We start from the raw sequence: 17,964 nt of genomic DNA, 5'->3' as shown, positions 1-17,964 counted from the left end.
CCTTCTGCCTGCGCACCCCGCTCGAGAGGCGATTTTTGCATGAGGATCGCGGATCCCGCGTGCAAAAATCGCCTTTCAACGGGTATGGAGAAGCAGGGTCGGGTCAGACGCCCCCGTTCTCCGCCTCGACCCTCTGGTTGTGGCCGAACATGATGAAGCTCCCCGTCAGCACGACGACGCCGAGAAGCACCAGCAGGAAGACGAGCTGCTCACTGCCGATGAGAATCCCACTGGACACCATGAGGACACCACCGAGCACGCGGGTCCAGATCGAGTGCCGGGGAATCGGCCGCGGGTTCGACCAGATCGGTATGCGCCGATCCGGATGCGCTCTCACGGTCAGCATCAGCGATACCAGGAACAGCATCGCGCCCGCCCCAGCGATCCCCCATCCGATGATCGTCGTCGCCATGCTCGCCTCCCGCATTTCTCCGTCCCATTCGCTCTCTCCAGACTGCCAGCGAGACGACGGACCGGCAATGGGGGTACGGCCCTGCTCCGCTCCTCCGGCTACGACACAATGAGAGGTGCGACGAAAGGAGGCCCGATGTCCGTGCAGACCGCTGCGGCGCCGTTGACCGTCGGCGCAGTCGCCGGCCTGGTCGGGGTCAGCATTCGCACCCTGCACCACTGGGATGAGATCGGCCTTGTGCACCCATCGAACCGCACGGCTGCCGGATACCGCAGCTACTCGGCAGACGACATCGGCCGCATCTACCGGGTACTGGTCTACCGCGAGCTCGGGTTCAGTCTCGCCGCGATCGCGGAGCTCCTGGACGATCCCACGGTCGATGCAGAGCAGCACCTCCGCGAGCAGCGCCGTCTCCTCGATGAGCAGATCACGCAACTGCAGCACACGGCGAATGCGGTGGATCGCCTGCTCTCGCTCAAAGAGGCCGGCGCCGCGCCGACCTTGCAGCAGCAAGCGGAGATCTTCGGGCGATCCTGGCGGCAGGACTGGGCCGTCGAGGCGCAGGAGCGCTGGGGCGGCTCCGGAGAGTGGCGGCAGTTCAAGGAGAACGCGGAGGCGCTCACCTCCGCGGAGCGCGTCGCGCTCCATGAGACCGGCGAAGCGCTCTACGGGGAGATCGCGGAGGCAGTGCGAGCAGGCATCGCTCCGACGAGCCCGGAGGCTGCCGCATTGGCCGTGCGCCATCGAGAGATGTTCGGGAGGCTCTTCACCTGCACGCCGTCGATGCACGCGCTGCTCGGCCGTATGTTCGTGGACGATCCGCGCTTCCGCGCGTTCTTCGACGGTGTCGAACCGGGGCTGAGCGTTTGGCTGCGGGATGCGATCTTCGCAGTCTCCCGCGCGGCCGGCGTCGATCCGTATACCGCGGTGTGGGAGTAGCCGTGACTTGACCCTCACGCTGCGTGAGGGCCGACGCTGAATGCATGACCGGTACCCTACTCGACGCAAGCGCTACGAATGGCGCGTCCACGGGGATCATCGAGAACCTCCGGCATCCGGCGGTGAGGAGAATCACCGACGTGCTTCGCTCGCAGACCGCCCGCCCCAGGACGATCCTCATCGACGATGAAGAGAACATCGCACAGGCACTCCGCGCAGGGCTTCGTCTACTCGCGCTGTACGCGACTGCCGGGTACGCAGAAGCGGCTCGTCGACTGCAGCAGGGCATCCCCTCGATCTCACTGCATGTCCTCGGCGACGAGGTGGCGCGATCGGTCTTCGGACGGGAGAAAGCCGCTCGGCTGTTCGCGCTCGCACAGGCACCCGCGCCTACGAGCTGGCGCGATCTCAGCACCCGCCGCGGAGATGTGCTCGTGCTCGACGGCGTCCGGATCGCGGGCAACATCGGCGCGATCCTCCGCTCAGCCCGCGCCTTCGACACCGCCGGCATCGTGCTCATCGACAGCGGCCTGACCACGGTCTACGATCGAAGGCTGATCCGCGCCAGCCGAGGGCTCGTCTTCACAATCCCGGCACTCATCACGACACGAACCGAACTCGCCCGCTTTCTCCGGGCGGAGCGGATCCCGCTCGCCAGCCTGAGCGCGGATGCCGGCACCTCTCTCGAAACGATCTCAAGGTTGCGGGGACGGATCGCGGTACTGCTGGGCTCGGAACGGGCCGGCGCATCCGGAGAGCTCACGAGCATCGCTACGCACCGGTACGCGGTTCCCATGTCGCCCGACGTGGAGTCGTTGAACGTGTCAGTCGCCGCGGGCATCGCCCTGTACGAGCGCCAGCGCAGTCGATGATGAACCCACCGGATCTGCCATGCGCTCTGCGCACGGCCCGTCGATCAGGAATCTAAAGCACGATTGTTCTGGACCGATAGCGGTCGCTCGCATACTGCTCATCGCATCGGAGGACATCGGCGTATTCCAGACCACGCGGGTCCAGCTGAAGCCCCCGAAAACCGGCCTTCCGTAGTGCTACGGCGGCGGGAGACGCAACCATAGCGTTCGAGGCTCGCGGGGTGCCGACCGATCACCGCCTCCGACTTTTGCGCTTCACCCCGGCTAAGCTCTCCTGAACCGACAACGATGGGACCTCTGCCGGTCTCGAGGTCGAGATGACAGATGCGGAGCGGAGGAGAAGGATCATGCCCAGCAGCACCCAACAGGCGGTGGAGGCCTGGCTCCGAGAGATGTCCGATGACCGGGTGCCGCTCCTCGCGGAACTGTGCAGGATCATCGAGCAGTCCGACGGCCGCGTCGTCGGAGAGATCAAGTGGAACGCGCCCAGCTACCGTATCGTCGAGCACTTCGCCACCACGGGTATCGAACGCAAGGGCGGCATCCGCCTCGTGCTCCACACTGGAGCGGCGAAACGCGAGACGCCGCTCCCGATGCGGGAGCATGTCGAGGATCCGACGGGGCTGCTGACCTGGAAAGGGTCGGATCGCGCGGTCGCGCTGTTCAGTTCCATCGAAGACGTATGCGCCGCGCGCGAGGCGTTGACAGCGATCCTTCGGCAGTGGATCGCCGCCATGCCCTTCCCTGATCCCGAGGCTGAGTCGGAGACCTCGTCCCCGGCAGGCTCCGAAACGGCAGAGACCGACGGGTTCCCGTCTTCGCTCGGCAAGGTAGCCCTGCGTGCTCTCTCCGCCGAAGGCATCACGAGGTTCGAACAGCTTGCGGAACGCACGAAGAAAGAGCTTCTCGCTCTGCACGGTGTCGGCCCGAAGGCGATCCGGATTCTGGGCGAGGAGCTCGAAGCCAGGGGGCTGAGTTTCCGGGGTGAGTGAGGACGCCGCGCAGGCGGCTCTAGCGCACCCGCAGGATCTGCCTTCTACCGGGCGAATACCCTGACGTGTGCGCGGGCGATGTCATGAGGCTCGGCGAACAGCTCGCGCGCCGCCGTACGACGAGATGCACGCTCGCTCGTCATGGCCCTCCGCGATCCTGTCCGTCGATCTCGTCCAGGAACGGGAGGAGCGCCGCGAGGAACGCGTCGTGCGCTTCGAGCTGGGCCCAGTGCCCGCAATCGGGTTGCAGCACGAGCTTCGCGCCGGGGATCGCCGCCGCCGCGCGCACGGAGTCCTGAGGATTCACCAGCGGATCCTCCATCCCGTGGAAGAACAGCGCCGGCATGCGCAGCTCGCCGATACGACCGGTGAGATCGTTCAGCATGCGTCCGCGCCCGATGGAGGCCTGGTTGTAGCGCAAATAGCCGATCGCACCTCGAGGATGCCGGGAGAGGCGCACGAACTCCTCGACGACCTCGGGCGGAATGACCTCGGGATCGCGCACCATCGCGCGCAGCGAACTTCGGACGAAGCGGTTCGCGACCCGGCTGAGCGGCAGCATCAGCCAGTCCGGCCAGCGTGTCGCCCACCAGGTGAGCGCATGGACCACGGGAGAGCGGAACCGGGAGAGCAGACCCCCGGGCGCGATGGCGACGATACCCCGCACGCATTCCGGATGATCGAGGCCGAGATTCAGCACCACGTCCCCGCCCATCGAGACGCCGATCGCCGCAACAGGCGCACCGACCGCTCTGTCGATGACCTCGGAGACGATCCCGGCCATGCGGGCGGCGCTGCCCACGCCGTCGAGGTCCATGCTGCCGCCGAAGCCGGGCAGATCGATCGCCCACACCTCCCTGCCTCGGGAGAGCGGCTCGATCAGGCGGTACCAGGAAACAGACGCGGCATCGCCCCCGCCGCCGTGCACGAGCACCAGCGGAACGCGCTCGGCGTGCGGGGTACCTGCGTGCAGCAGGTGCACCCTCCCGAGGCTCGTGTCGATACATCGCGACTCGGCCCCCGGCGGGATGAGAGGCCCCATGACGGGAGTACGAGTCATGATCGTGCTCCTCCCGCGTTGTCGCCCGGCACCACGATTCTTTCACGGGAGCCGGACGACCGATATGTGCGGATCGGCACGATCCCTCGAACTCGTCTTGGAACGAACCCCCGTGGGCGAGCCCGACATGCTGCCTTCTCGCCGTGGCGGTTGCGTCGCCTGGGGCGACTTCTCAGTCAGAAGTCGGGAGTATCGGGAAGAGTAGGTGCGGCCCTGCCGTCGTAGCGCACGGCTCGCACTCCGCGACGCCCCTGTTTCGAGAGGAACCCCGTGACACCGTTCTTCGCCGCTCCCGGCATCGTGCCCGCTCTGCTCGGGATCGACTGGCTCGACCCCGAGACCCTGCTCAACGCAGGCGGTTGGGCTGCGCTGATCCTCGCGTGCGCGTTCGTCTTCCTCGAGACGGGGGTCGTCGTACTCGCGTTCCTCCCCGGGGATTCTCTGCTCTTCACCGTCGGCCTCTTCAGCGCCACGGGGATCATCGATGTGCCCATCTGGCTCACCTGTGCCGCGCTCTTCCTCTTCGCCTTCGCGGGCGACCAGATGGGATTCATGCTCGGACGCAGGTTGGGGCCGGCGATCTTCAACCGTGAGAAAAGCCGCTTCTTCAACCCCGCAAACGTGGAGCGCACGCACGCGTTCTTCGAGAAGCACGGCCCGAAGGCGATCATCATCGCGCGGTTCCTGCCGGTGATCCGTGCGTTCGTTCCCGCGGCGGCGGGCGTCGGTCACATGTCCTACCGTCGATTCGTCGTCTACAACGGCGTGGGGGCGCTGCTGTGGGGCGTCGGGGTGACGCTGCTCGGCTACTTCCTCGGCCGGATCCCGTTCGTCCGCGAGTACAGCGAACTCTTCATCATCGTGCTCGTGCTCATCCCCGGCATCCCGATCCTGCTCGAGGCGATCCGGGCATTCTCCGCCTGGAAGAAAGGCCGCCGCACAGCTTGACGAGGGCGCAGCGTCGTATTCTGCTCACATGCGGGTGTTCTTGTCGCGGAGGATCCGATTGCGACGGTGCGCGGTCGCGGCTACCGGCTGGGTCGGGCGGTTTCAGGTAGGAATAGCGTGTGATCGTCCGCCGCACCGTGATCAGGCTCACGATCCAGTACCCGCTCGTGATGCTCGGGATCATCGCGGCCTTCGCGGTTGTGACTCGGCCTACTCGATGCCCAGCGCCTCGGCGATCTGGGAGGCCTCGCTGCGGACGGTGTCGGCGGAGACGACCTCTCCCACCGCCCCACCGGTCAGCGTGTTCTGCCGCTGGTCCAGGCTCTCGGCGGCGCGGCCGCTGTCGATCAGCTCGGCCTGGAGGGCCGATGCTGCATCGTCGATCGTGTGCCCGAATTCCTCGTTCGCTCGGAATCGCTCCGCGAGCACGTTGCTCCGGCTCATGCCGCCTTGCCCGCCGCCGAAGTCTTCGCCCCCGTCGCCCTCCGATTTGTAGAGCAGCGCGCCTTCCCCGAAGTTCGTCTCCGTCCATTGCTCGTTGGAGTTCTGCACGATCAGGCGCAGTGCCGAGCCGCCGCCGTTGACCGAGAACGATGACGAGACGGCGGCCTCGGCTGCGAGGCCTGTTTCGGCGAACAGGCTGAGCGCGATGGCCTCGTTGAGAGAGGTCTCCGAACTGTTGGCGTGGACCACGGGCTCGCTCCACCCGTCCCAGGTCCGGTCGTCGACGAATCTATCGAGCCGGATGATCCACGGCAGGGTCGCGGGATCGGACTGGGCCGAGATGCCGCGCAGACTCGAATTGCCCTTCAACTTGAGGCCCACATTCTCGAAGCTCACGCCGTCGATGAGTGGTTCGACGTGATGCCGCAAGTCGTTACGACCCGTTGCCGGACGCCTGGCCACTGACGGGGCCGCCGTTCCCGCCGCCGGGCATTTGGTCGCCACCGGGCATCTGACCACCACCGGGCATCTGGTCACCACCGGGCATCTGACCACCGCCGGGCATTTGACCGCCACCGGGCGCACCCATCTGACCCGCTGTGTCGGGATCCCACTCGGCGCCGTTCGCGGTGATGGTGACACCGTCGGCCACCGTGATCTCGCCGTTGGCGTCGAGCGGAGTATCGCCGCCGTTATCGGCGCTCGTGATCGAGAGATCGCCTCCGGTGATCGTGATGGTGCCGTTCGAGTCGAGCCCGTCGGTGCCCGCGTGCACCGTGATCGTGCCGCCCGAGATCTCGAGGCGCTCGCCGGTGTCGGCCTCCCGGTTCTGGGTGCCGTCGTTCAGACCTGCGGCGTTGACGCCGTCGTCCGAGGCGGTGACATCGATCGTTCCGTCGAAGATCGCGACGTTCACCGCTTCGATCGCCTCGGTGGACTCTAAGACGGTGATGTCCCCGCCTGAGACCGAGACGATGAGTTCACCCTTGATACCGTCGTCGGCGACCGCGACGGTGATGGTGCCGCCGGTGACGATCGTGTCGGTCTCGGCCTGGATGCCGTCGTCGCCCGCAGTGATGTCGATCGTGCCGCCCGTGATGAGGATGTATCCCCTGGTCTCGTCGCTGTCGTGGTTGCTCTTCATCCCGTCGCCTTCGGCCGCGGTGAGTGACAGCGTGCCGCCCTCGACCACGAGCGCGTCCTTACCGCGGAGCGCGTCGTCGACCGCGGTCACTGCGATGTCGCCGGAGAGGATGACGAGGTCGTCCTTGCTCGCGATGCCGTCATTGCCGTTGCCGTGCACGGTGAGGGAGCCGGTGCCGGAGACGGTGAGGTCGGCCGCCGAGAAGATCGCGGCCTTTCCGGAGGCGTCCTCGGCGTAGGAGGAGGTGTCGGAGACGGTGTTCTCGCTGCCCTCGGCCAGGTGGATCCCGACGTCGTCAGCACTCGCCACCGTGATTGCGGATCCAGTGTCGTTGGTGATCGTGACGCCGTCGAGGATGAGCACCACCACGGCGTCCTCCGGGGCGTCGACGACGAGCTGCCCGTCGAGCGTGCCGCTGAGCCGGTAGACGCCGGCCTCGCCGATCGTGACGGTCGATCCGGCGCTCGTCACGGCGGACGATTCGCTCGTCGCGCCGGATCCGTTCAGAGCCACGTCGACGGCGTCCGATACCGACCATTCGTCGTCGTTCACTGTGGTGTAGTCGGCGTTGTCGGCGAGCACCGCGTCGGGGCTGAGGTCGCCGGTGAAGGCCGTCAGCGCGGATGTCGCGGTCTCGGCGGTCGCGGCCTCGGCGGTGCTGCCGGTGAGCGCGGCGCTGCCGTCGGAGATCGCGGTGCAGCCGGCGAGGAGGCCGCCCGCGAGCAGCAGCGAGGCGAAGGTGAGCAGCGGTCGTTTCATGATGTTCCTCCTGGCGTCGGGGCGTGGGAGTACGCCGCGGCGGTCGATTGTGCTGAGAAGGCACCGCGCAGAGTGCGCGCCCACTTGTTGCTGGGGAGCTCTGGATGCAGAGCGGCGGTTCCGGTGCCGAACTTGCTCAGGCCGCTCGGCCGATATCCCGCGCACCACAGGGTTCGGTCGAGTTCGCTCGGGCGGCGTAGCGATTTCGTCTCGATGATGACGTGTCCGGGAAGCGCCGTCCGTTGCTCGCCGTCAGCTGTCGTCCAGCGCAGTTCGGTGTCGATGGTGGCCCGGCTGCCGCACGGCAGCAGCAGGGTGGCGCGCCGATAGCGGCTCACGAGCGACGGGCGCAGTCGCTCGACCAGGCGAGGATTATGCCCGTGCTGTTCGAGGAGCGCCGAGACGTACTCGCGGCCTTCGTCCGTGAGCTTCTCGCGGTTATGCGGATCGTACGGCACTCGGTCCTTCACCGTGCTGCCGCGTCCGCTCTTCGTCTTCAGCTCCAGGTAGGCGGTGCCGGTGTCCAGGTAGCTGCGGGTGCGGAGTTTGAAGCGGCGCCTGCGGCGCTGCGCCGTGAGCCGGTAGCTCAGATGATCGGGAGTGTCGAAATACACGGAGTCGTAGGCGAAGCCGCGACGCCCGCCGATCTCGAGCACTCGGCTGCGTCGGTCGATCCCGTCCAGGATCACGGCCGCGTCCGCAGCCGGCACCAGGTACTTGCGGTCGACGCGCTGCAGGAGCGCCGCCTGTGCGATGAGTCCCTCGAGGCTGATCGATGCGAGACCCTCGAAGCCGATCACCTGCGCGTGCCCGGTGCCTGCTTCGACGCCGGTGCCCTTCATCCGGATGTCCATCACACCGCCTCCGTCCTCTCTCGCGCCGGCCGTGCGCGAGCGGGTTCGAGCCGGAACCGCACGTCGACCAGCGTCGAGTCGTTCACCAGATCCAGCTGCTGCACGGTCAGCGAGGTGACTGTCGCTCCGAGGCGCGCTTCGATCTCCGTCCGTAGGTCGCCTTCGTCCGGGATCGCGCGGTCGATCCTCACCAGCTGATGCCTGCTGCCGGCGAGCAGGGCCGGGTGATCCACCACCCACATGACGGCGAGAATCAGAGTGATCAACGCGGAGGCGAGCACCGGGTTCCCGGAGCCGAGACCTCCGAGGAGCCCGGTCGCGAGCGCCGCGAAGTAGTAGGCGACTTCGCGCTGGGAGATCTCGGAAGAGCGCAGGCGGATGATGCTCAGGACTCCGAAGAGGCCCAGGCCGAGGCCGGCCGCGATACCGGCCTCGCTGAGCATCGAGGCGACGGCGAGGACGCCGACGTTCACACCGAGGAACGCGACGACGAGATCCCTGCGCCGATGCCGCGGATAGTAGACGCCGAGCGTGAGGATGAGGGCGGCGACGAGGTCGACGCCGACGGGGATGAGCGTGTTGACATCCACGGCTCAGTTCTCCGATCCGGGCAGCCCCGGACGGGTGCCGCCGTCTCCGGGGCCGCCCGAGGGCATCTCGCCTCCCCCTGGCGCCCCACCGCCGGGTCCCGACGTCTCCTGCTGCTCGACACTGTTCGCGTAGTCGTTCGTCGGGTCGCGGTAGATGGTGTGCACGTGCCCCCACCCGGCAGTGGTGACGCCGTCGACGTCGGCGCCCACCGAATCCGGTTGCGCCTGGAACGCGACGTAGACGTTCGGGCCGGAGATCGAGAAGCTGATGCCGTTCCCGGTGCTCATGTCGTAGACGGTCTCACCGCTCCACGCGACGACCGTGTCGTCGAGGGTCGCCTCGATCTCCGCGCGAGCAGCCTCGGTGGTCTGCTCGTCGGCCATACCCGCCCAGTTCATGATGAGATCCAGCAGCAGTTGCTTCTGCTCATCGGTCAGATCGGCCGCCATCAGGCCGTCGCCGGCGGCGAAATCGCAGGTGCCGCCGGGAGCGCACATGCTGACATCGCCAGAGGTGAGCGTCGCCTGTTGCTCGGCGGTGAGACTGTCGAAGAACGCGAACGCGTCGGTGTAGATGCCGTCGAAGGGCTGCACCTCGTTGCCGTCAGCGTCCGTGTACACGGCCGGCTGCACGCCCAGGTGGGTGGGAGCGAAGGTGATCGCGTCGGCGTCGGCGTCGAGGGTGGCGTTGATGCCGAGGTGGTGGCCGCCGAACTGTACCTCATAGGCGCTGTCACTCGTCGGGTCGCCGAAGAACGCGATGTAGTACTGACCCAGCGACGTCTCGGTGCTGCTCGAATACTCGAGCAGATACTCGTCGCCGCCCATGATCCCGGTGACGGTCGAGTAGGCCTCGTCGCTCAGCAGCGCTTCAAGCACCTCCAAGGCTGCGGCCCGCTGCTCATCGGTCAGGTCGTTCAGGTTGAGGCCCGCGCGCTCGACGAATGTGACGGGGAAGTTCGACCACGAGGTCGTCTTGGTCTCGTCGTCGTAGTCGTACAGCACGGCCTCGCGCTGCTCATCGGACAGGGTTGCGAGGAACGCTTCGGCCGCAGCGGAGGTGTCCGAGATGGTCTGGCTCGTGGTGGTCGCATCGGCACTATCGCTCGAGTAGGCCGACGTCGCCACGGTGCTCAAACCGGTAGTCGACCCGGTGCTCTCGACGCCGGTCGCGCAGCCGGTGAACAGCAGGCCGGCAGCAAGCGTGATCGCAGCGACGCTCAGCGTCCGCTGCTTCGTCTGTGATGTCAACATCGGGGTGCTCCTTCGTAAGAGTGCTGGTGACGTCGATACAAGCGACGAAATATTCACGAACGATAAGAAGCTTCCAAACGGCGCATAAGACTCGTCGTGCAGGGCTCGTGTTTCCTGTGCGAGACTGCCGCGGTAGGCGAGACTGGAGGTATGAACGACTCGAGCTCCGTGCAGCGCTTCACCCGACCCGATGGTTCGCCCGTGCGCGCGGTGGTGGCGGATGACGAGCGGAACCTCACCGAACTGCTGCACATGGCATTGAGCAACGAGGGCTGGCTGGTGGAGACGGCCGCGAACGGGCAGGAAGCGCTGAACACCGTGCGCGAGGTCGGTCCGGATGTCGTGGTGCTCGACGTCATGATGCCGGGCATCGACGGTCTCGAGGTGCTGCGCCGCCTCAGAACGGCGGGGAACGATGTGCCGGTGCTGTTCCTGACCGCGAAGGACGGGGTCGACGACCGGATCGACGCGATCACGGCGGGCGGCGACGACTACGTCACCAAGCCGTTCCATCTGCGCGAGGTCGTCGCCCGCGTGCGCGGCATGGCGCGGCGCTATGTCGGGGCGACGAACGACGACGGGCCCCTCACGGTCGGCGACCTCAGCCTCGACGAGCGCAGCTACCGGGTGCACCGAGGCGGTGCACCGATCCAGCTGACGGCCAAGGAGTTCGAGCTGCTGCGCTACCTCATGCAGAACACAGGGCAGGTGCTCACTCGGGCGCAGATCCTCGAGAACGTGTGGAGCTACGACTTCGGCGGCAAATCCGGGGTGGTCGAGATCTACATCTCCTACCTGCGCAAGAAGATCGACACGCTCGGCCCGCCGCTGATCCACACCGTGCGCAGCGTCGGCTACACGATCAGGGACAACGACGCATGAGATCTCCGCTGCGTTCTTGGAGTTTGCGGCGGCGACTCATCATCGGCACTACTGGGCTGGCGCTGCTCGCGCTGCTCCTCTCGTCCGCCGCGACTCTGTTCTCGCTTCGGGCTTCCCTGTACGAGCGTCTCGACCAGGATGTGCGCACCGGCCTGGAACTGGCCGTGGGGCCGCAGGGGGCGTCTCCGGACGGCGCCCCTGATTCCAGGCCACCAAGCGGTGCCGGCCCTCGTCAGCGGATCGACACGCTCGAGATCGTCTTCGCCGCAGACGGGACGGCCACCCGCTCCGCCTATGTCACGCCGGCGGGTCGTGTCGTCTCGCTGACGGCCTCGCAGCTGGAAGAGATCCGATCCGTGATAGAGACGGACCGGGGGCCGACGACGGTCGATCTCGGAGCTTCGCTCGGCTCGTTCCGCATCGCAGCGCAAACGGTCGCCACTTCGACCGTGGTGTCCGGCCTGTCGTTGCGGGATGTGACCGCGACAATGACCTCCCTCGGCGGGATCCTCGCCGCCGTCATGGGTACCGCACTGCTCATCATGGTGGCGGGCGTCGCGTGGCTCGTCACCCGCACGCTGCGACCGCTGCGACGGGTCGCCGACACCGCCGAGCGCGTCTCGCTACGCCCGCTCGCGGCGGGGGCGGTGACGGTTCCCGAGCGCGCCGGGCTCTCCGACGACCCCCGCACCGAGGTCGGGCGGGTCGGAGCCGCCCTCGACACGCTGCTCGGCCATGTCGAACAAGCGCTCGGGGCGAGGCAGGAGAGCGAGGATCGGCTGCGCGCATTCATCGCCGACGCCAGCCACGAGCTGCGCACCCCGCTCGCCTCCATCCGCGGCTACGCGCAACTCGCCCAGGGAGAGGACAGCGAGAAGACTGTCACCCAGGTGCGGTCACTCGACCGGATCGAGTCCGAGGCCGAACGTATGGGCACCCTCGTCGAGGACCTGCTGCTGCTCGCGAGACTCGACGCGGGGCAGCCGCTGCGACGCGAGCCGGTCGATGTCGCCCTGCTGGCGATCGAGGCGGCCGGAGATGCCCACGCGGCGCACCCGGATCACGAGTGGTCGGTCGAGGTCGACGAGTCGATCGAGGTGATCGGCGACGAGTACCGGCTGCGGCAGGTCTTCATCAATCTGCTGGGCAACGCAGGAGCGCATACGCCGCCCGGCACACGGGTGACCACTACCGTGCGGCAGGAGGCGGATCGAGTGGTGGTCACCGTGGCCGATGACGGCCCCGGCATCGACCCGGCACTGCTGCCGCGACTCTTCGATCGTTTCACCCGAGGCGACGTCTCGCGCAACCGGGCGTCGGGGAGTACCGGCTTGGGGCTCTCAATCGCTTCGGCGATCGTCCAGGCGCACGGCGGCGCCATCGAGGTCACGAGCAACGCCAGCGGGACGGTGTTCGTCGTCGTGCTTCCCCCTGCCACGTTTAAGCGGTGATGTTGGCGCTGTCACCGCCGGTCGCCGCAAAGCTCGTGCCGCTGACCATGCGGGCCTCTTCCGATGCGAGAAACACCACGAGCGGGGCGACGTCCTCCGGCTCGACCCACGGCACCCCCAGCGGCAGCTTCTTGCGCTGCGCATCCGCCGTGGTCTGCTCGTCCCTCGCCACGTCGCCGGTGGGCTCGTTGCCGCCGGTGCGGATGATCTGCGCGTAGCGGTCCTCGTGACGGGTGAGGGCCGTGTTGATCAGGCCGGGGATCACGGCGTTGACGGTGATCCCGTACTGCCCGAGTTCCAGCGCCGCGGACTTCATGAGCCCGATGAGCCCCCACTTCGACGCCGAGTAGCCGCTGCCGTCGAGTGTGCCGTGCTGACCCTGGGTCGAAGAGGTGATGATGATCCGCCCTCCGCCGCGCTCGACCAGCAGCGGCGCGGCGACGCGGAGGACATTCGCGGTGCCCGTGAGGTTGATGTCGATCTGGTCGTTCCATAGCTCGTCGCTCATCTCGAGCAGCGGAGCGAAGCCCTGCACGCCCGCGTTCGCGAATACGACATCGACGCCGCCGAACCGGTCGACGACCTGCGCGAAGCCCTCGCGCACGGCCTCTTTGTCGCGCTGGTCGAAGACCACCGGCAGCCACTCCGCGCCGGCCTCCCCCACGAGCCGGCCGGTCTCGGCGAGATCCTCGGCGCTGGCCGGCTCGTAATCCATGGCCGAGCTCGCGAGCGCCGCGATGTCCGCGCCCGCGACCCGGTATCCGGCCTTCGCGAACGCGACCGCCGTGGCGCGGCCGATCCCCCGCGCCGCTCCCGTCACCACCGCCACCCGGTTCTCGCTCATCGCACGCTCCTCCCAGTCGTCGAATATCGCTCACGATACTCCTCGACTCGCAGACGTACGGATCGACGAACCGGGATCACGTCCTGCAGAAGGTGCCCGCGGCGACAGGATCCGTGATTCCCCGCCCCTCTCCCCGGTGGCCAGACGGTGTGCTGCGCCGGTGCTGTCAGGCCTCGATACGGGCGCCTCGGAGTAGCGCGCCCGGGTCAGGCTTGCCCGACGGTCTGTCCGTCGCGGCCGTAGCGGCGCAGCGTGCGCCCGATAGCGGTCTCGACCAGCAGGGTGCACGCGATCGCCGAGGTCGGGGGATGCTGTCGAATCGTGATGCGAATCGCGTCTACGACCTCGGTCAGGTCACTGACCAGGCGCTCGCCCACGGGTTCAGGCAGCAGCATCGGATCTCCGGCAGCCTGCACGTGGCCCAGGAGCACCACCACGGCGCCCCGGTTGCGGTGATGCCGCACGGCGTCCATCAGCGGCGGGCTGAGCATTCCCGGAGCGACGAGCCGGTCGCGGATCTGCGCCTCCGCGACGCTGAAGGCTCGCTGCTGCGCAGCAGTCACGTCGTCACCGCGCGCGAGATGCTCGAGCAGCGGTCCGGCGTCACGGCTGATGCTCGCGTATTCCGCTCGACTCGCAGTGATGCTCGCCTCGGATGCGAGCGCGGCGAGTTTGGCGCGTTCTGCTTCGCTGCGGAAGGACTGTTCGGCGCGGATCATGCGGCGGAACCACCATCGGATGAGGTAGCCGACCAGTATCCCGAGCAGCGGCAGGGTGAGGAGCTCGTTATAGGCGGCGGGCGGCCCGTCCTGCGCTTGCACGTATACGGCTCCGAAGGTGAGGAGTGCGACACCGCCGATGCCTGCGGCGACAGGGTTGTCGCGCGCCGCAGCCATGCCGAGGAGGAAGGAGATGTAGCTGAAGTAGTAGAACGAATCGGTGATGACTCCGTTGCTCAGGATCGCAGCGCTGGCGACGACGAGGCAGACGACGAGCAGCGATGAGCGGGCCTTCGACAGCGGGGCGGTTCCGGGGGTCGTGACGAGGAGTGCTCCGAGGTAGCCGGCGAGGTAGCACCAGAGCATCCACGGGTGGTCCTGCCAGTTTCCGATGAGCAGGTCGTGGAGGACGTACAGGGTGCAGAAGGAGAGGAGCGCCCATCGCCCGCCTCGGGTGCCCAGGCCCGAGCCCCGGGTGGAGTCGCCGCGGGGGCCGTTCATGGCCGCCGCCATTCCAGGCGCACCGTCGTGCCGCGGCCGGGCGACGAGGTGACCGTGGCGCTTCCGCCGTCGACCTCGCGCATCCGCTGCACGATACTCGCGCGGATACCGAGCCGCTGAGCGAAAGAGGCGGCCATGTCGAAGCCGGCCCCGTCGTCCTCGATGAGGATCGATACCCGTCGTGCTGAGAGCTGAGCGGTGAACCTCCGGGGGACCGGATCGCCGGCGTGGCGGAGACTGTTGCGCACTGCTTCCGCCGACGCGTCCTCGAGGGCTCGGGCAGCATCGGCGGGAATTTCTTCGAACCCTGCTGCCGGGGTCAGCACCAGGTGCCAGAGCATCGTGTCGAGCTGTGCGCTCAGGCGGTGCGCGAGCTCCATCGGAGAGAGATCCGGTGAGGAGGATCCGCCCGGCACCCCGGGATCCTGCAGCATCTGCAAGGTGCGACGCGCCGACGCGCTGACCTCCTGCGGAGGCGGGCCGGTGAATCGGATCGCCGCTGCCAGGGTCGCGAGTACGTGGTCGTGAACGAACCGCACGAACCAGGCATCCGCACGCGCACGCGCCGCGGCGAAGGCTGACGCGATCTGCTCGGCTTTCGCGATCTGCTGGGCCTCGTGGTAGCGGATCATCTCCGCCCGCATCGCGGCGAAGATGCTCGCGAACACGAAGAACCCCATCTGGACGAGCACGAACCGTCCCGCCCCCGCGGGAAGGTAGCCGAGTCCGAGGACGGCTGAGATCCCGGGGAGCAGTCCCGCCGTCGCCGCGACGCCGATCGCCGGTCCGGGCCGCAGCCATACCGCGAGGAAACTCGCGTAGCTCATGCACATCCACCACTGCAGGGCGACGAACGTGCCGGCTTCGCCGCCCTCGTACGCGAAGAAGGTGAGCAGCGTCGTGAGATACCCGAGTGCGGGGATCGTGATCCACAGTGCACGCAGGAGTTGCAGCGGCAGTACGGGGCTCAAGAGGGCGACCGTGACGGTCGGCAGGATCCCGGCGAGGATCAGGAGATGCCACCACAGCGACATCGCCGGTACGGCGTCATACACGCGGATATAGAGCATGCCGGCGACCAGCAGGCCCAGCACGGCGACGAGTTGCCCGAGCGGACGATCGACGGGCTCGAATGCACGGTTCACGCCCTGTCCTCCTCCCGCAGCTGCAGCACTGACGGCGTGCTCGCCATTCTCCTCTGTCGCACCGTCCGAAGCACCTGCGCTCTTCCGCGCAGCCCCTGTTGCATCGCAGGATCGACGTCCGGGGCTGCTGGGAGCGGTCTAGTGATGGATCAGGACCTTCAACAGCATCAGGACCGCCCCGATCGCGGCGGTCAGGACGGCACCTCCGGCCCGACCCCACCACGAGTTCGTACGGGCGGCGGTGATCACCCAGCCGAGCGCCCCGAGCAGCGCACCGTCGAGGATGAGGGCGAGCCAGACAGCGTCCGCATGCCGGAGCAGGCCGATGACTCCGAGGCCGAGGGCGAGAATCGGGAGCACGCCGATCAGGAGCAGACCGAGGGATTCTCTGACGCTGTGCCGGATCGCGGAGCCGAGGTGGGTGGTGCCGGGTGCCGCGAGTCGGGCGAGCGCGCCCGCATACACGTGCGCGATGAAGAACACGATGAGGGTCACCGCCACGATGAGGAGCGCCTCACCGGAGGAGCCCGTGAGATCCCGGCTCACCACGATCATGCCGCCGACGAGGATCAGCCCGTAGATCCCCTCCGACGACGACGCGAACGCGCCGAGCCGTGAGCCCCGCCCGAGACGAACGGGCGGGGCTGCCGCTGCTCCTGCCGCTTCGATCATCGCGGGTTACTGCTGCAGAGTGCCGATCTCGGCCCCGTCAGCGTCGAAGATGTGCAGAGTGCTCCCGTCTCGGGTGGCGGTGCTCATCCCCGACAGCCAGGTATCGACATCGGGACAGGCCATCGTCGTGGACGCGATCTCGCCGAATGAGATCGTCTCATCCTTTTCCGTCCAGTCTCCGTTCAGACGGTTGCAGCCGTCGGTGCCGGTCAGGGTGCCGTCTTGGTCGAGTACGAGCTGCGGCTCACCCTCCGCGTCCGATCCCCAAGTGCCGGCCGCGCCGGATGCGCCCGAGCAGCCCGTCAGCAGGGCGGCTGCGGCGACGGCGACGGCCGCGAGAACGGTCCGGCCGCGCATCATCGCACCCTCGCCAGTGCTGCCGCTTTGAGAGAGGCGTACTCGTCTTCGCTGATCGCACCGGCATCGAGCAACTGCTTGGCACGAGCGATCTCATCGGTCGGGGTGGTTTCCGCGGCGACGGATCGGATGTACGACTCGGTGGCCTGCTGCGCCTGATCCGCCTGCGCCTGCGCGCGTTCACCCATCCCGCGACCACGGGCGATGAGGTACACGAGCGCGGTGAGGAACGGGAGGAAGACCAGGAAGATCAGCCAGATCGCTTTCGCGAAGCCGTTCAGCTTCCGGTCGCGGAACAGGTCGCTGATGATCGAGAACAAGGCCATGAGGTAGGCGATGAACACGAAGATCGTGAGCATCCACCAGATCGCATCCCAGATGTTCGACCAGAATGACATTGCGCTTCCTTTCTCACACCCGATTTCGGGCGTTCATGCTATTGGGGGTAGTTGGCTTCGGGTTCACGCGAGCAAGCGCTGCTTCTGGGCGTCGAACTCCTCGGCGGTGAGCACCCCAGCGTCACGCAATTGACCGAGCTGAGCCAGCTGGTCGATGAGCGCCTGGGAACCGCCCGACGGTGCGGCGGGCGACGGTGAGGCGACCGGGGCCGCAGCGGCGTGCCCGGCATCTTGCGCGGCCCAGGCCGCCTGTTGACGCCGCTGCACGCGGCCGACGGCACGGGCGGCGACCGAGGCACGGGCGGCGGTGCGAAGCAGACTCATGGCGCACTCTCCTGGTGCTGTTCGTCGAGGTCGTCGGGATCGACGCCGCCGACCCACAGTTCCGTGCCGCCGACGGCGGCGACCTGTGCGGCGAGGCCGGCGAGCAAGCGGTCCTCGTAGACGACGACGAACGCGAGCCGCCCGTCCGGGAGCTCTCGCGCGACCGTCTCGAGATCCCCCTCGTCGAGCAGCCCGGTCTCCGCGGGTGCGAGGCCCTCGCTGAGCTCGAAGCGCTGTACGGAACCGTCCTCCGCACGGCCCACGAGTTCGACGTCGAGGATCTCGGCCCGACGGTCCGCCGCGAGCCTGGTGAGTTCGGCGGTGATCCCGGCGAGATCCGGCGGGGCGGGCAACGTGAACACGGTGAAGCTCACGGGCCCTGCATAGGTGGCATCTGCCATCG

General features: G+C 67.6%; 21 protein-coding genes. 6 read left to right on the top strand and 15 right to left on the bottom strand.

Going from position 1 to position 17,964, the window contains the following annotated elements; genetic code table 11:
• Window positions 1-103: 103 nt before the first annotated feature.
• Window positions 104-412, bottom strand: a complete 309-nt coding sequence (locus KVY00_RS13330) for a hypothetical protein (RefSeq protein WP_223043356.1) — start codon at window positions 410-412, stop codon at window positions 104-106.
• A 135-nt stretch (window positions 413-547) separates the two neighbouring features.
• Between KVY00_RS13330 and KVY00_RS13325 the strand changes: the two genes are divergently transcribed.
• From KVY00_RS13325 to KVY00_RS13315, 3 genes are all read left to right on the top strand, one after another.
• Window positions 548-1,351: a MerR family transcriptional regulator gene (locus KVY00_RS13325; protein WP_223043355.1), complete on the top strand. Its 804-nt coding sequence runs from the start codon at window positions 548-550 to the stop codon at window positions 1,349-1,351.
• A 44-nt stretch (window positions 1,352-1,395) separates the two neighbouring features.
• Window positions 1,396-2,223 (top strand): TrmH family RNA methyltransferase, encoded by an 828-nt coding sequence (locus KVY00_RS13320; RefSeq protein ID WP_223043354.1) that lies wholly within the window; start codon window positions 1,396-1,398, stop codon window positions 2,221-2,223.
• A gap of 347 nt (window positions 2,224-2,570) precedes the next feature.
• On the top strand, window positions 2,571-3,215 hold the full coding sequence (locus KVY00_RS13315) for a DUF1801 domain-containing protein (protein WP_223043353.1): 645 nt from the start codon (window positions 2,571-2,573) through the stop codon (window positions 3,213-3,215).
• A 139-nt stretch (window positions 3,216-3,354) separates the two neighbouring features.
• Here the strand turns inward: KVY00_RS13315 and KVY00_RS13310 are convergent, their stop codons facing one another.
• A complete protein-coding gene (locus KVY00_RS13310) occupies window positions 3,355-4,275 on the bottom strand; it encodes an alpha/beta fold hydrolase (RefSeq protein ID WP_223043352.1) in 921 nt (306 codons plus the stop codon).
• A 270-nt stretch (window positions 4,276-4,545) separates the two neighbouring features.
• Between KVY00_RS13310 and KVY00_RS13305 the strand changes: the two genes are divergently transcribed.
• Window positions 4,546-5,223, top strand: a complete 678-nt coding sequence (locus KVY00_RS13305) for a VTT domain-containing protein (RefSeq protein WP_223043351.1) — start codon at window positions 4,546-4,548, stop codon at window positions 5,221-5,223.
• 210 nt (window positions 5,224-5,433) lie between these two features.
• Here KVY00_RS13305 and KVY00_RS13300 read toward each other — a convergent pair whose 3' ends face one another.
• From KVY00_RS13300 to KVY00_RS13280, 5 genes are read right to left on the bottom strand one after another with little or no spacing between them, the layout of a single operon-like run.
• Window positions 5,434-6,063, bottom strand: a complete 630-nt coding sequence (locus KVY00_RS13300; RefSeq protein ID WP_223043350.1) for a CotH family protein — start codon at window positions 6,061-6,063, stop codon at window positions 5,434-5,436.
• A gap of 37 nt (window positions 6,064-6,100) precedes the next feature.
• The gene (locus tag KVY00_RS13295) at window positions 6,101-7,570 is read right to left on the bottom strand and encodes a carbohydrate-binding domain-containing protein (RefSeq protein ID WP_223043349.1); all 1,470 of its coding nucleotides are present in this window, start codon (window positions 7,568-7,570) and stop codon (window positions 6,101-6,103) included.
• A complete protein-coding gene (locus KVY00_RS13290; protein ID WP_255572651.1) occupies window positions 7,567-8,424 on the bottom strand; it encodes a polyphosphate polymerase domain-containing protein in 858 nt (285 codons plus the stop codon). The genes KVY00_RS13295 and KVY00_RS13290 overlap by 4 nt, the downstream gene beginning before the upstream one ends.
• Window positions 8,424-9,014, bottom strand: coding sequence for a DUF4956 domain-containing protein (locus KVY00_RS13285; RefSeq protein WP_223043348.1), 591 nt, complete (start codon window positions 9,012-9,014; stop codon window positions 8,424-8,426). Before KVY00_RS13285 ends, KVY00_RS13290 begins: the two co-directional genes overlap by 1 nt.
• Before the next feature lie 3 nt (window positions 9,015-9,017).
• The gene (locus KVY00_RS13280; RefSeq protein WP_223043347.1) at window positions 9,018-10,268 is read right to left on the bottom strand and encodes a DUF3500 domain-containing protein; all 1,251 of its coding nucleotides are present in this window, start codon (window positions 10,266-10,268) and stop codon (window positions 9,018-9,020) included.
• A gap of 150 nt (window positions 10,269-10,418) precedes the next feature.
• On the opposite strand from KVY00_RS13280, the gene KVY00_RS13275 reads away from it, so the two are divergent.
• Window positions 10,419-11,150, top strand: a complete 732-nt coding sequence (locus tag KVY00_RS13275) for a response regulator transcription factor (RefSeq protein ID WP_223043346.1) — start codon at window positions 10,419-10,421, stop codon at window positions 11,148-11,150.
• Window positions 11,147-12,601: a sensor histidine kinase gene (locus KVY00_RS13270; RefSeq protein ID WP_223043345.1), complete on the top strand. Its 1,455-nt coding sequence runs from the start codon at window positions 11,147-11,149 to the stop codon at window positions 12,599-12,601. Before KVY00_RS13275 ends, KVY00_RS13270 begins: the two co-directional genes overlap by 4 nt.
• On the opposite strand, the gene KVY00_RS13265 is transcribed toward KVY00_RS13270, so the two are convergent.
• From KVY00_RS13265 to KVY00_RS13230, 8 genes are all read right to left on the bottom strand, one after another.
• A complete protein-coding gene (locus tag KVY00_RS13265; RefSeq protein ID WP_255572650.1) occupies window positions 12,591-13,445 on the bottom strand; it encodes an SDR family NAD(P)-dependent oxidoreductase in 855 nt (284 codons plus the stop codon). The genes KVY00_RS13270 and KVY00_RS13265 overlap by 11 nt on opposite strands.
• A 206-nt stretch (window positions 13,446-13,651) precedes the next feature.
• Window positions 13,652-14,665 carry a hypothetical protein gene (locus KVY00_RS13260; protein WP_223043344.1) on the bottom strand — a complete coding sequence of 338 codons (1,014 nt, stop codon included), beginning with the start codon at window positions 14,663-14,665 and terminating at the stop codon, window positions 13,652-13,654.
• Complete coding sequence (locus KVY00_RS13255; protein ID WP_223043343.1) at window positions 14,662-15,810, bottom strand: sensor histidine kinase; 1,149 nt, start codon at window positions 15,808-15,810, stop codon at window positions 14,662-14,664. Before KVY00_RS13255 ends, KVY00_RS13260 begins: the two co-directional genes overlap by 4 nt.
• 138 nt (window positions 15,811-15,948) lie before the next feature.
• Window positions 15,949-16,482, bottom strand: a complete 534-nt coding sequence (locus tag KVY00_RS13250) for a hypothetical protein (protein ID WP_223043342.1) — start codon at window positions 16,480-16,482, stop codon at window positions 15,949-15,951.
• A 6-nt stretch (window positions 16,483-16,488) separates the two neighbouring features.
• Window positions 16,489-16,839 (bottom strand): META domain-containing protein, encoded by a 351-nt coding sequence (locus tag KVY00_RS13245; protein WP_223043341.1) that lies wholly within the window; start codon window positions 16,837-16,839, stop codon window positions 16,489-16,491.
• Complete coding sequence (locus tag KVY00_RS13240) at window positions 16,839-17,237, bottom strand: SHOCT domain-containing protein (protein WP_223043340.1); 399 nt, start codon at window positions 17,235-17,237, stop codon at window positions 16,839-16,841. Before KVY00_RS13240 ends, KVY00_RS13245 begins: the two co-directional genes overlap by 1 nt.
• A 63-nt stretch (window positions 17,238-17,300) precedes the next feature.
• Complete coding sequence (locus tag KVY00_RS13235; protein WP_223043339.1) at window positions 17,301-17,561, bottom strand: SHOCT domain-containing protein; 261 nt, start codon at window positions 17,559-17,561, stop codon at window positions 17,301-17,303.
• Window positions 17,558-17,962 (bottom strand): hypothetical protein, encoded by a 405-nt coding sequence (locus tag KVY00_RS13230; RefSeq protein WP_223043338.1) that lies wholly within the window; start codon window positions 17,960-17,962, stop codon window positions 17,558-17,560. Before KVY00_RS13230 ends, KVY00_RS13235 begins: the two co-directional genes overlap by 4 nt.
• Window positions 17,963-17,964 lie beyond the last annotated feature (2 nt).

The sequence above is a fragment of the Leucobacter tenebrionis genome, assembly GCF_019884725.1.
GTDB classification, from domain to species: Bacteria; Actinomycetota; Actinomycetes; order Actinomycetales; family Microbacteriaceae; genus Leucobacter; species Leucobacter tenebrionis.
Note: the sequence above shows the minus strand (reverse complement) of the source record. Positions and strands in the feature narration are given on the sequence as shown.

What these genes read in the sequence shown, in the direction of transcription:
- KVY00_RS13330 (WP_223043356.1), bottom strand. Translation starts at nt 412, where the DNA reads ATGGCGACGACGATCATCGGATGGGGGATCGCTGGGGCGGGCGCGATG.
- KVY00_RS13325 (WP_223043355.1), top strand. Translation starts at nt 548, where the DNA reads ATGTCCGTGCAGACCGCTGCGGCGCCGTTGACCGTCGGCGCAGTCGCC.
- KVY00_RS13320 (WP_223043354.1), top strand. Translation starts at nt 1,396, where the DNA reads ATGACCGGTACCCTACTCGACGCAAGCGCTACGAATGGCGCGTCCACG.
- KVY00_RS13315 (WP_223043353.1), top strand. Translation starts at nt 2,571, where the DNA reads ATGCCCAGCAGCACCCAACAGGCGGTGGAGGCCTGGCTCCGAGAGATG.
- KVY00_RS13310 (WP_223043352.1), bottom strand. Translation starts at nt 4,275, where the DNA reads ATGACTCGTACTCCCGTCATGGGGCCTCTCATCCCGCCGGGGGCCGAG.
- KVY00_RS13295 (WP_223043349.1), bottom strand. Translation starts at nt 7,570, where the DNA reads ATGAAACGACCGCTGCTCACCTTCGCCTCGCTGCTGCTCGCGGGCGGC.
- KVY00_RS13290 (WP_255572651.1), bottom strand. Translation starts at nt 8,424, where the DNA reads ATGGACATCCGGATGAAGGGCACCGGCGTCGAAGCAGGCACCGGGCAC.
- KVY00_RS13280 (WP_223043347.1), bottom strand. Translation starts at nt 10,268, where the DNA reads ATGTTGACATCACAGACGAAGCAGCGGACGCTGAGCGTCGCTGCGATC.
- KVY00_RS13275 (WP_223043346.1), top strand. Translation starts at nt 10,419, where the DNA reads ATGAACGACTCGAGCTCCGTGCAGCGCTTCACCCGACCCGATGGTTCG.
- KVY00_RS13270 (WP_223043345.1), top strand. Translation starts at nt 11,147, where the DNA reads ATGAGATCTCCGCTGCGTTCTTGGAGTTTGCGGCGGCGACTCATCATC.
- KVY00_RS13265 (WP_255572650.1), bottom strand. Translation starts at nt 13,445, where the DNA reads ATGAGCGAGAACCGGGTGGCGGTGGTGACGGGAGCGGCGCGGGGGATC.
- KVY00_RS13260 (WP_223043344.1), bottom strand. Translation starts at nt 14,665, where the DNA reads ATGAACGGCCCCCGCGGCGACTCCACCCGGGGCTCGGGCCTGGGCACC.
- KVY00_RS13250 (WP_223043342.1), bottom strand. Translation starts at nt 16,482, where the DNA reads ATGATCGAAGCGGCAGGAGCAGCGGCAGCCCCGCCCGTTCGTCTCGGG.
- KVY00_RS13245 (WP_223043341.1), bottom strand. Translation starts at nt 16,839, where the DNA reads ATGCGCGGCCGGACCGTTCTCGCGGCCGTCGCCGTCGCCGCAGCCGCC.
- KVY00_RS13240 (WP_223043340.1), bottom strand. Translation starts at nt 17,237, where the DNA reads ATGTCATTCTGGTCGAACATCTGGGATGCGATCTGGTGGATGCTCACG.
- KVY00_RS13235 (WP_223043339.1), bottom strand. Translation starts at nt 17,561, where the DNA reads ATGAGTCTGCTTCGCACCGCCGCCCGTGCCTCGGTCGCCGCCCGTGCC.
- KVY00_RS13230 (WP_223043338.1), bottom strand. Translation starts at nt 17,962, where the DNA reads ATGGCAGATGCCACCTATGCAGGGCCCGTGAGCTTCACCGTGTTCACG.